General features: G+C 37.9%; 9 protein-coding genes. All 9 read left to right on the top strand.

The window, feature by feature from the left end:
- Positions 1 to 5: 5 nt before the first annotated feature.
- The 9 genes from HNR32_RS03560 to xdh all read left to right on the top strand — a co-directional run bounded on the left by HNR32_RS03560 (position 6) and on the right by xdh (position 12,773).
- Positions 6 to 1,223: a molybdopterin-binding protein gene (locus HNR32_RS03560; RefSeq protein WP_183859733.1), complete on the top strand. Its 1,218-nt coding sequence runs from the start codon at positions 6 to 8 to the stop codon at positions 1,221 to 1,223.
- 20 nt (positions 1,224 to 1,243) lie between these two features.
- Positions 1,244 to 2,203, top strand: coding sequence for a GTP 3',8-cyclase MoaA (gene moaA, locus HNR32_RS03555; RefSeq protein WP_183859731.1), 960 nt, complete (start codon positions 1,244 to 1,246; stop codon positions 2,201 to 2,203).
- 150 nt (positions 2,204 to 2,353) lie between these two features.
- Positions 2,354 to 3,694, top strand: coding sequence for a nucleobase:cation symporter-2 family protein (locus tag HNR32_RS03550; RefSeq protein WP_183859729.1), 1,341 nt, complete (start codon positions 2,354 to 2,356; stop codon positions 3,692 to 3,694).
- Positions 3,695 to 3,760: 66 nt separating this feature from the next.
- Positions 3,761 to 5,077 carry a putative aminohydrolase SsnA gene (ssnA, locus tag HNR32_RS03545; protein ID WP_183859727.1) on the top strand — a complete coding sequence of 439 codons (1,317 nt, stop codon included), beginning with the start codon at positions 3,761 to 3,763 and terminating at the stop codon, positions 5,075 to 5,077.
- Positions 5,078 to 5,083: 6 nt separating this feature from the next.
- Positions 5,084 to 6,724, top strand: a complete 1,641-nt coding sequence (locus HNR32_RS03540; protein WP_183859725.1) for a 4Fe-4S dicluster domain-containing protein — start codon at positions 5,084 to 5,086, stop codon at positions 6,722 to 6,724.
- Positions 6,725 to 6,738: 14 nt separating this feature from the next.
- Positions 6,739 to 8,892 carry a xanthine dehydrogenase family protein molybdopterin-binding subunit gene (locus HNR32_RS03535; RefSeq protein ID WP_183859723.1) on the top strand — a complete coding sequence of 718 codons (2,154 nt, stop codon included), beginning with the start codon at positions 6,739 to 6,741 and terminating at the stop codon, positions 8,890 to 8,892.
- Positions 8,885 to 9,358 carry a (2Fe-2S)-binding protein gene (locus HNR32_RS03530; RefSeq protein WP_183859721.1) on the top strand — a complete coding sequence of 158 codons (474 nt, stop codon included), beginning with the start codon at positions 8,885 to 8,887 and terminating at the stop codon, positions 9,356 to 9,358. The genes HNR32_RS03535 and HNR32_RS03530 overlap by 8 nt, the downstream gene beginning before the upstream one ends.
- On the top strand, positions 9,352 to 10,194 hold the full coding sequence (locus HNR32_RS03525; RefSeq protein ID WP_183859719.1) for an FAD binding domain-containing protein: 843 nt from the start codon (positions 9,352 to 9,354) through the stop codon (positions 10,192 to 10,194). The genes HNR32_RS03530 and HNR32_RS03525 overlap by 7 nt, the downstream gene beginning before the upstream one ends.
- A gap of 20 nt (positions 10,195 to 10,214) precedes the next feature.
- On the top strand, positions 10,215 to 12,773 hold the full coding sequence (gene xdh, locus HNR32_RS03520) for a selenium-dependent xanthine dehydrogenase (RefSeq protein WP_183859717.1): 2,559 nt from the start codon (positions 10,215 to 10,217) through the stop codon (positions 12,771 to 12,773).
- The last annotated feature ends 7 nt before the right edge of the window (positions 12,774 to 12,780 follow it).

Below are 12,780 nucleotides of genomic sequence, written 5' to 3'. Positions count from 1 at the left end.
ATATTATGGAATATCGTAAATATGTAGAGAAGGGATTAATGCCATCACGTCAGGCAATGAAAAAATTACTGCGTGATAGAGTGAGTTTTAAGTTTCAGGTCGAAGAAGTAGAACTTATGGAAGCATTAAACAGGATTGCAGCTGAGGATATTGCAACAAGACGAATGCTGCCTAATCTGCCCGTAGGTAAAATGGATGGAATCGGGGTACGGGCAAAAGATTTTGAAACAGGAATGCCTGATACATATTTATGGGAGAACGGCAGGGAATATGTATTTGTCAATACAGGCTGCAGTATTACAGCACCTTATGATACTTTGATATTAATTGAAGACATTGACTTTATAGAAGGTCATTTAGTAATAAAAAAAACACCTGAACCAGGACAACTGGTAGATCCGCCAGGCAGCAGTATAAATGATGCTGAAATAATATTACATAAATATCAGCAGATAACACCAGCAGCCATGGGAATATTAGCAGCTGGCGGAGTTAAACGTGTTGCTGTAATTAAAAAACCGAAAGTAGTTTTTATTCCTACTGGCGATGAACTGGCACAATGGTCAATCGATAATTTACCAGCAGGAACAAATATAGAATCGAATGGCATGATGATATATGCTTTTTTAAAACAGTATCAGGCTGATCCTGTAATTTTTCCGATAGTGCGTGATAATAAAGAAGCTTTATATGATGCTTTGCAGCAAGCTGCACAGCAGGCTGATCTGATATTAATTAATGCCGGATCCTCTAAAGGAACCAAGGATTATACTTTGGATATTTTGGAAAATAAAGGTCAGGTTGTAGTCTATGAATTAGGCTGCAGGCCGGGAAAACACTCCAGTTTTTCTTTTTTTGCGGGAAAGCCGGTATTAGGAATGGCAGGACCGCCCAATGGAGCGGAATTAGCAGCCAGATTTTATGTCAAAACATTGCTGGATAATTATTATCACCAGGCTGAACAGGAGGCAATTATAGTTGAGGCAGTGGCTGAGTTTTCTTTTAAGGCACCCGATAATTATGATTTTTGTATTCAGGCACATGTTTATTGCAAGGAAAATAGCTACTATGTACAACGAATAAATCCCAAAGCAGTGACACGTCCGCAATTATTGGAAAAATGCAATGCCTACATTTATTTGCCAGTGAGCAAAGAAGTACATTTGGGCGATAAATTAACAGCAGAACTAATAGTAGGAAAAGAAGTACTAGGGACAGAGTAATATATTAAAGGATGTTTTTTATGTTAGACAAATTGGGACGCAGTATAGATTATTTGCGTATATCCCTGACAAACGAATGTAATATGCGATGTATTTATTGTCGTCCAGATAAAGGTGCCTGTGAAGAAAAAATGATAATGCCCTATGAAGAGATAGTGCTTTTACTGGGGCTTTTTCTACAAAATGGGATAAAAAAAATCAGGCTGACTGGCGGCGAACCGTTGTTATATCCTAGGATAATTGAGTTGGTGGAAGCTATTAAGGATAATTTTTCAATTGAGAAATTGGTAATGACAACGAATGGGATTTTATTATCAGATAAGGCGGCACAATTGCTGGAAAATGGTTTAGATGGGGTTAATATAAGCATAGATGCATTAACACCAAAAGTTTTTAGACAAATTACACGAGGCAGCGATATACATAAAGTATTATTGGGAATAGAAGCTGTTCGTAAAAAAATACCAGTTAAGATAAATACTGTTATTATGAAGGGAATTAATGAACAGGAGATTATTCCGCTGGCTGAATTTTCCCGACAATATGATATTCCGGTGCGCTTTATTGAAATGATGCCTTTTTCCCAGACTAAAAATTATGAGGGGATAAAAGAAAATCAGATAAAGGATATAATTTCATCTAAGTATGGCAGTTTAATCGCCGATACGACTGCTACTGGTGTAGCTTCATATTATGATTTTGACGATAAATGTGGCAAAATAGGATTTATATCGGCACTCAGCCATAATTTTTGCCATGAATGCAATCGTATCAGATTAATGTCAAATGGTATTTTAAAGCCATGTTTGTATTCGGAAGAAGAATATGATTTAAAACAATTACTGTTGCAAAAGGCATCGGCAGAAGAAATAAAAAGTATCATCAATAAAGTGATTTATAATAAGCCAGCCCGGCATAAGATGCAGGAACGTGTTTTTTTTAATAATAAGCATAAATTTATGTCGGAAATTGGTGGATAGCAATTTATTGATTGACAACTGTCTCAAAATGAGCTATTATAGTCTCATAATAAAATAAAAAAGGCAAAGAAGCCTGTTGATAACTCGGGGAGAGTTGTCAACAGGCTCTTTTTTTAGTTTTGCTGGGGAAAATATTATGGAGGGAATATTATGAGAAAAGATATACATCCGGTTGATGAAAGACTGCCGTTGGGGCAAACATTTTTATATGGGTTACAGCATGTGTTGGCTATGTATGCCGGGGCGGTGGCTGTGCCGCTGATTTTAGCCAATGCTTTAGGCTTGGATACAAAACAACTTATCTATTTAATAAATGCTGATTTGTTTACTTGCGGAATTGCAACATTGATTCAGACTATGGGACCTTGTAAAATTGGCAGCAAACTGCCGATTATTCAAGGCGTAACTTTTGCAGCGGTAACGCCAATGATTATGATTGGCAAAAACGGCGGCTTAACTGATATTTATGGTGCTGTAATCGCAGCTGGGCTGGTAGTATTTTTAATAGCGCCATATTTCAGCAGATTGATTCGATTTTTTCCACCAGTTGTTACAGGCTCAGTTATTACAATAATCGGCATATCACTTTTACCGGTGGCTGTAAGATGGGCTGGCGGCGGCAATCCGGCAGCTAAGGATTTTGGTGATGTATCATCTTTGTTATTGGCATTATTAGTTTTAGCAATAGTAATTCTTTTTTATCGTTGTTTTACAGGATTTTTACGCAATATTTCTGTATTACTGGGATTAATCGTCGGAACAATAATTGCTGCGGCGTTAGGAGAAACAAATTTTTCTGCTATAGGTAATGCTGCATGGGTAGGTGTTACTACACCGTTTTCTTTTGGGTTTCCTACATTTAATGTATCAGCAGTAGCAGCAATGATATTAGTAATGTTGGTAGTTATGACTGAAACGACAGGAGATTTTATTGCTGTTGGTGAAATTGTAGATAAAGAGATTGATAAAGAAACATTGACACGCGGTCTCAGAGCTGATGGTTTTTCTACTTTTTTAGGCGGAATATTTAATGCTTTTCCGTATACGGCATTTGCACAAAATATAGGCTTGATAAGTCTGACCAATGTAAAAAGTCGCTTTGTGGTAGCTGCATCAGGATGTATATTAGTTGCCTTGGGGCTTTTTCCAAAATTGGCAGCACTTATTGCATCAATACCGGCACCGGTATTAGGTGGTGCCGGGCTGGCCATGTTTGGTATGGTAGCGGCAAACGGGATTAAAACTTTAAGTAAGGTTGATTTTAATGGTAATTATAATGTGCTTGTTGTAGGCATAAGTTTGGCAATGGGATTGATTCCGACAGCAATGCCAAATTTTTATTCTCATCTTACTGGAGCATTACAGGTTATTTTTGATAGTGGTATTACCGTGGGAAGTCTTACCGCAATAATATTAAATGCAATTTTAAATAACAATGCGGTAACGGAAAAAAAAGCTGATGTTAATGGTCAGCCACTGCCTACTAAGTAAATAGGAAATTTATCCACAGCAATAAAGTATATTTTGTGACAGTGGATAAATTAGATAGGGGTATATATGTTTATAATTGGTAATGGAACAATAGTAACACACGATGAAAATAATACGGTGTTAACTGACGGCGCGGTCGTAACATCGGGGAATAGAATCATTGACTATGGCCCATACAGTCAGATGAAAAGGATATATAATAAGGCCTCCTTTATTAATGCTAAAGGAGGCTTGATTCTACCTGGATTTATTGACGCGCATGAACATATATATAGTATGATGGCACGCGGAATGGCAGTTTCATTGCCGCAAAAAGCAGATTTAGTGCAGATACTGCAAAATTTGTGGTGGAAACTTGATAGTAAATTAACTAATGATATGACTTATAAAAGTGCAAGGATGGCATATCTGGAGTTAGTAAAAAATGGAGTGACAACGGTTTTTGACCATCATGCCAGCTATGGTGAAATAAGTAACAGTTTATCGGTGATTGCGCAGGCAGCAGAAGAATTTTCAGTGAAATCATGTCTTTGTTTTGAAGTATCTGATCGTGCCGGCAAAGATAAAATGAGGGAAGCCGTTCTAGAAAATGAACGTTTTATGAAAGACACAGCCAAATCACAAGTATTAACAGGAATAATGGGACTGCATGCATCGTTTACATTGTCTGATGAAACTTTGGAATATTGCCGGCAGCACAGCAATGGCAGTTATCATGTACATGTTGCTGAAGGTGTGATTGACCAAGCTGATTGCATCAGAAACTATCGTATGCGTGTAATGGAACGATTTAATAAATTTGGCATTTTAGGACCTGATACAATGGCGGCTCATTGTATTGATATAAGTGAAAATGAAATGGAAATTATAAGAAATACAGGAACAGCAGTAATACATAATCCACAGTCCAACATGAATAATGCAGCCGGCTGTGCACCAATATTACAGATGATACATAAAGGAATATTGGTAGGATTGGGAACGGACGGCTATACCCATGATATGCTGGAGTCTTATAAAACAGCAGGATTATTGCAGAAACATAATTTACAGGATGCAGCTGCCGGTTTTGCAGAAATAAATGAAGCTATGTTTGCAAATAATCGGCAGTTGGTTACCCGCCATTTTGGCATGAAAACAGGCATTATAAAGAACGGCTGTACTGCTGATATAATAATTGCTGATTATAATCCGCCAACACCGCTTACGGCAGCTAATATAAATGAACATATTTTATTTGGAATTAACGGAAATAATATAACGTTTACCATGGCGCAGGGGAATATAATTATGAAAGACAGAGAATTATTAAATATTGACGAAGAAAAAATAATAAAAGACTGCAGACAAGGAGCTAATAAGCTTTGGCAGAAGCTTATTTAAAAAAATATGAGTGATAAGATGATACCGACAGGATTTGCTGTATTATTGAAAAATATAATAGAAGAATATAAAGAAAACAGAACGGTTTATGAGGTACCAGTATATATAGCAGACAAAAGCAGTTCATATAAAAATGAATATATGAATATAGAAATGCCTTTTGGCCCTGCGGCAGGACCGCATACGCAGCTGGCACAAAATATTGCCGCCGGCTATGCAGCGGGAGCACGATTTTTTGAATTAAAAACGGTGCAGATAATTGACGGTGAGGCGATGCAGATAAATAAGCCCTGCATCGCTGTACCTGATGAATGCTATAACATTGAATGGTCAACAGAACTGAATATAGAACAAGCTTTGGCTGAATATGTAAAAGCTTATTTTTTATTAAAATTTATGGCGGTGGAATTTGGTTTAGGACGAAGTGACGGGTTTAGTTTTAATATGAGCGTTGGCTATGATTTGCAAGGTATAACAAGTACTAAGGTGGATTCTTTTATCAATGCGATGATAGATGCCGGACAAATGGAAATTTATCAGGAATGTTATGATGTGCTTGTCAATAATTTAGATACTTTTGATAATTTTTCACAGGATGATTTATTGCAGATAAAAACACAAATAGCGGATTCGATAACTGTATCAACTATGCATGGCTGCCCGGCAGAAGAAATTGAAAATATAGCACAATATCTTATAGTTGAAAAGAAAATACCTGTTTATATAAAATTAAATCCAACATTAAATGGCTGGACTCAGACTAAATCTATATTGAAAAGTAAAGGCTATGCTTATATTAACCTGATAAAAGAACAGTTTGATAATGATTTACAGCGGCCAGCAGCATTATTAATGCTTAAAAATTTATTACATATAGCTAAAAGTAATAATATTTTTTTTGGTGTAAAGCTTACGAACACATTACCGGTAATGGTTACGGATAATCAATTGCCGGATAAGCAAATGTATCTTTCCGGCAAGCCGTTGTTTTTATTGGCAATAGCAGTAGCTGAAAAGTTAGCAAATAATTTTGGAAGAGCATTGCCGATATCTTTTTCCGGTGGCATTGACAGTTATAATATAAAAGCTGTAAACAATGCCGGTATTTTTCCGATAACTATGGCCACAATATTACTGAAGGGGAAAGGTTATCGCTATTTAAGTGATTATGCAGATATTTTTAAAAACACTAAAGAAAATAGCTGTCGTCCGCAAAGTGAAGATTTAACAGCACTGCTGCAGGTTTCACTGCAGGATAGTTATTACAATAAAAAAACTGCAGCAAGGACTAAATATAAGGAAAAGCTGCCATTATTCAACTGCAAAAACTGTGGATTATGCATAAATGTTTGTCCTAATCGGGCTAATATTATGGTCAAGGCTGGAGAAAAAATACAAATTGTGCATATTGATGATTATTGCAATGAATGTGGTAATTGCGCAACTTTTTGTCCCTATGACGGAGCACCATATCGTGATAAATTTACTGTTTTTTATTCGTGTGACGAATATAAAAATAGTACCAACAAGGGATTATTAAAAACAATACAAGCAGTAGAAGTACGGATGAATGAGACTGAAAAAATTTGCTTGGAATATGAAGCGCTAATGACAGCAATACAAACAGATATGCGTTTAAATAGATAAAGAAGGTAATAATTGTGCTATATTCAGATATTGGAAAACCAATAAAAAAAGTTGATAATGATATAAAATTATCAGGTAAGGCAAAGTATGCTGCTGATTACAATATTTCTGAAATGCTGTATGCCAGAACAGTAAGGTCAAGCTGTTCGCGGGGACGTATAAAATCTATAAAAATTCCTGCTTTGCCAGAGGAATATTTTGTAATTACAGCCGCTGATGTTCCTGGTAAGAATCGCATAAAATTTTTGACTGATGACTGGCCGTTTTTGGCAGAAGATAAAATAAATTATTATGGTGAAGCAATATTACTATTAGTTGGAGCAGATAGAGCATTACTGAAAAAATTGGCTGATGAAGTAAAAATAGTATATGAAGAAATTCCTGCAATATTTACAATAGAAGAAGCATTAAATAATGTAAAGAAACCTATATATGGCACAGATAATAAATTTGCTGATTATAAATATGAAAAAGGTGACGTAAAAACAGCTTTTGCCAAAGCGGCAACAATTGTTGAAGAAAAATATTCTACTGGTTACCAAAAACAAGCTTATTTAGAAAATCAATCAATGATAGCTGTGCCCGGTAAAGCGGGAAAAATTACTATATATGGTTCAATGCAGTGTCCTTATTATGTAAAGAATGCTTTAATACAGGCAATCGGAATAGACAGTAGTAAAATTCAGGTAGTACAGACTGTTACAGGCGGAGCTTTTGGCGGTAAGGAGGATTATCCGTCCTTACTGGCTGGACATGCTGCTTTTGCTGCCTTAAAAACACAAAAACCAGTAGCAATTTTTTATGATCGCGAGGAAGATACTGCTTATACACCAAGACGTCATCCGGCAGAAATAATTTTTAAAACAGCATTGGATGGGGAAAATAATATTTTGGGAGTAAAGGCTGATGTAAAACTTGATGGCGGCGCTTATGCGGGAATTTCTGAAGTTGTTTTACAACGCAGTATATATAATATTTGCGGGGTATATAGTATTGCCAATTTACAGATAACAGGAGCTGTGATAGCGACAAATACCGTTCCTAATGGTGCTTTTCGCGGTTTTGGCGCACCGCAGTCCATTTTTGCCATTGAAATGCATATGGAAAGTTTGGCTCGCAAGGCAGGCGTATCTGCTATTGATTATAAAATGCGTTATATGGCAAAACAAGGAGATACAACTGCTACAGATGGGGTGTTTTATGATGAGATAAAGTTGCCGGAAATGCTAGCAAAGGTTGACCAGATTTCAGATTACAGCAAAAAGAAAAAAATGTATGGTGAGCAGCCGCAATTCCATAAAGGAATAGGAATATCCCTTTTTCTGCATGGCTGCGGTTTTACTGGCAGCGGAGAACAGGATATTATCAAGGCTAAATTAAAATTATGCAAGAAAAAAAATTCGCAGCGGGTAGAAATTTTTGCAGCTAATGTTGATATGGGGCAGGGGCTTCAGACCACTTTTAGAAAAATAGCGGCAAAAGCACTGGCTATTCCGCTGGAAAATATAGATTTTCCTTATCCAGATACAGATAAAGTTCCCGATTCTGGTCCTACAGTAGCATCACGCTCAATTATGATAGTAGGACGATTATTGCAAAAAGCAGCAGAAAAATTAAAACAAAGATGGCATGAAGACAATGACATAGAAATAATTCAGGATTATGAAGCACCAGCGAGAATAAAATGGGATGGCGGCAAATCATTAGGTGATGCTTATCCGGCTTATGCCTGGGGAGTAAATGTTGTAGAAACAAAAGTTGATCCGCTGACTTATGAAGTTACAGTAACTGGTATATGGACAGTGTTTGATGTAGGCCAGCCTATTGATGAACGGATAATTGAAGGGCAGATTCAAGGTGGTGTTGTTCAGGGGTTGGGTTATGCTGGAATGGAGGTTATGACTAACGATAGTAAAGGTCATTCCAGGCAAAATAATTTAACTAATTATACAATACCAACAGCAATGGATTTTGCGTCAATAAAAAATTGTTTAGTGGAATCGTCGTATGAAGATGGACCATATGGCGCCAAGGGAGCCGGTGAACTAACATTATTGGGAGCGGCTCCTGCCTATGCAGCGGCAGTTGGGCAGGCAATGCGGATTCATATAGATAGACTGCCGATAACCGCGGAATATATTTTAGATGAGGTAATTAAACATGGCTGATATTTCATTTATATTAAATGGGAAAAATGTGACAATAGATGCGGATGCGACCAAAAGACTGCTGGATGTTTTGCGGGAAGATATGGGATTTACCGGTCCTAAAGAAGGCTGTGGTGAAGGTGAATGCGGGGCCTGTTCAGTACTGATGGATCACGAGCTGGTAAGCAGCTGCCTGGTACCCGTGGGAAATGCTGCCGGGCATGAGATAATAACTATTGAGGGATTTTCAGAAGAGAAACGTTATGAAAAATTAGCGAATGCCTTTGCTGAGGCTGGTGCGGTACAGTGCGGCTTTTGTACCCCAGGCATGATTTTAGCCGCGGAAGCACTGCTGAATAAAATTCCTCATCCGACAGAAATGCAGATACGACAGGCAATATCAGGAAATCTTTGCCGCTGTACGGGCTATAATATGATTATTGAAGCTATACAGATGGCAGCTGATACGGGTGACGGGCTATGGTAAAATCATTTATGCCGAAAACGTTGGCTGAGGCTTTAAAAATTTGTGACGAACATGATGTTTGTCCAATTGCCGGGGGGACGGATTTAATGGTTCGTAATCATCAGTCAGCAGGAATACTGCCGACATTTACTAAGGATATGCTGTTTATAAAAAATATTGATGAATTAACAGTATTAGAAAAAAAAGATATGCATTTAATCATTGGAGCGAATATAACTTTAAACAGGCTGTTAAACTGGGAGAATACACCGCAAATACTGCACCTGGCATTGCAGGAAATGGCCGCACCAGCAATACGCAATATGGGGACAATTGCCGGGAATATCTGCAACGCATCACCTGCAGGTGATACTTTGCCGCCGTTATATGCTCTGGATGCGATAGTTTGCCTAAAATCAATTGCAGGAGAACGGGAACTACCTATCAGAGAATTTATTTTAGGACCGGGAAAAACGGCCTTGAAAGAAAATGAACTATTAACAGCTATAAAGATACCAATAGGTGATAATAATATAAATTTTTATAAAAAAGCAGCGATGCGCAAGGCTGCTGCAATTTCCAAGGTATCAATAGCGATGACTGCCAAAAAGGAAAAAGATAAAATTGTAAATATAGCAATAGCTATAGGGGCAGTAGGACCAACAGTTGTTCGACTCGCAGAAGCAGAAGATATGTTTATAAAAAATAATGAAAATACAGGAAAAGTCTTGCCGGATATTTATGATGTGTATGACAGACAGATAAAGCCAATCGATGATATAAGATCAACAGCAAAATACCGCAAACAGGTAGCGATGAATTTGCTGCACTATGTATATGAAAAATGTATTAAATAGGATGACCGAAGGAGTTTATGATGTTTTCTTTAAAAGTAAATGGCAGAGATGTCTCAGTGGCAGCAGATAAAAAATTAATCGATTTTTTGCGTGATGACTTACAGATAACTTCTGTGAAAAGTGGCTGTGATACAGGTGTATGCGGTACATGTACTATTTTATTAAATGGCAATAAAGTAAAATCATGTGTATTGAAATTATCTCAGCTAAAAAATGCTGAAATAATAACAGTAGAAGGGCTCAGTACGAGGGAAAAGGATGTTTATGCATATTGTTTTGCCCAGGCAGGGGCAGTGCAATGTGGCTTTTGTATCCCGGGCATGGTAATATCGGCTAAAAGTCTGCTCGATAAAAATTTAAATCCGACCACTACGGAAGTAAAAAAGGCAATTAACGGTAATATATGCAGATGCACAGGTTATATAAAAATTGAAAAAGCAATTTTAATGGCAGCACAGTATTTTCGGGAAAATAAAAGTATACCAGCAGATAATACAGAAGCATTTTTGAATACAGATTTTCAGCGGCCTGATGCTAAGGAAAAAGTTTTAGGTAAAGGTAAATTTACCGATGATGTAACAGTACCGGGGATGGTTTATGCTAAGGCGCTGCGTTCTAAATATCCACGGGCAGTTGTAAATAAAATAGATATATCCAAGGCACTTCAGCATAAAGACTGTATAAAAATTCTTACAGCAAAGGATGTGCCCAATAATAAGATTGGGCATTTAGTGCAGGACTGGGATGTTATGATCGCACAGGGCAATATTACCAGATATGTCGGAGATGTTTTGGCATTAGCAGCAGCTAATTCCAAAGAAGCACTTGATGAGATACTAGCTCTGATTGAAGTGGATTATACAGTACTGGAACCGGTTACGACGCCACAGGATGCATTACGGGCAGATGCACCTTTAATTCATTCTACTGGCAATATAATGAGTCGTGAACATTTAAAGCGTGGAGATGTAAATAAGGCTATAAAAGAGTCAAAATATGTAATAACCCATAAATATCATACGCCGTTTAATGATCATGCTTTCATGGAGCCGGAATGTGCTATTGCAATGCCGGAAGGTGAAGGTGGATTGTTATTGTATACTGGCGGGCAGTCAGTATACGATGAGCAAAGAGAAATTTCTAATATGCTTAATATTGCGCCGGAAAAAGTGCATTGCCATTCCATGTTGGTGGGCGGCGGCTTTGGCGGCAAGGAAGATATGAGTGTACAGCATCTTGCAGCATTGATGGCCTGGTATATAAAAACGCCGGTAAAAGTTAAATTTTCCCGCCAGGAAAGTCTTGATTATCATACAAAGCGTCATGCCATGGATATGGAATTTACTTTGGCTTGTGATGAAAATGGCAAATTTACGGCAATGAGGGCTTTTATAATTGCAGATACCGGAGCATATGCCTCTTTGGGGGGGCCAGTGTTACAGCGTGCCTGTACTCATGCTGGCGGGCCATATAATTATCAAAATATTGATATACTGGGGATGTCTGTTTATACCAATAATGTTGTAGGCGGAGCTTATCGCGGTTTTGGGGTTACACAGAGTTGTTTTGCCATAGAAAATAATATTAATCTTCTGGCAGAAAAAGTAGGTATATCAGCATGGGAAATACGCTGGCGCAATGCGATAAAAGCAGGTGAAGTTTTGCCGAATGGGCAGATAGCCGATGAAAACTGTGCTATGCGTGAAAGTTTAGCAGCTGTTAAAGAAATTTATGAAAAAAATCCTTATGCGGGCATTGCCTGTGCCTTTAAAAACAGCGGAACAGGAGTAGGATTAAAAGATATTGGCCGCTGCATATTGTCAGTTAAAGATAATAAGGTGTATATTCGTACTTCAGCTGCCTGTATGGGGCAGGGGATTGCGACAATGTGCGTTCAGATGGTTTATGAAACTACAGGTATTGCGCCGTCTTTATTGATACATGAAGATCCTGATACAGTACGCACACCAAATTCGGGAACGAGCACGGCTTCACGCCAGACTGTAGTTACTGGCGAAGCCGTACGGCGGGCAGCCGAAAAATTAAAAATTGAACTTGATAATGGTAAAATATTGAGAGACTTGGAAGGGCAGGACTTTTATGGTGAGTTTTCTGCCAAGACCGATCCAATGGGGTCTAAAAAAGAATTCCCAGTAAGCCATGTTAGCTATAGCTATGGTACGCAGGTAATAGTTTTAGACGAAGATGGGAAGTTAAAACAGGTTGAGGCGGCTTACGATGTAGGAACACCTGTCAATATACCTTCAGTTGAAGGCCAAATTGAAGGTGGAATCGTTATGGGACTGGGGTTTGCCTTAACGGAGGATTTTATAGTAGAAGGTGGTTATCCTAAGATGAAAATGGCATCATTAAATTTGATGCGGGCAACGATGGTTCCACCCATTACAATAAAACTTGTTCAGTCCAAAGGGGAAAAATCACCATATGCTTACGGGGCAAAAGGAGTAGGTGAACTTTGTCTGATACCAACTTCGCCGGCTTGTTCGCATGCCTATTACCGTCTCGATAAAAAATTTCGTACATCACTGCCGCTTAGACAGACATATTATAAGAAATAGGTGATAT

It is taken from the genome of Pectinatus brassicae (assembly GCF_014201835.1).
Taxonomy (GTDB): domain Bacteria; phylum Bacillota; class Negativicutes; order Selenomonadales; family Selenomonadaceae; genus Pectinatus; species Pectinatus brassicae.
This window is presented reverse-complemented; position numbering and strand designations above follow the sequence as displayed.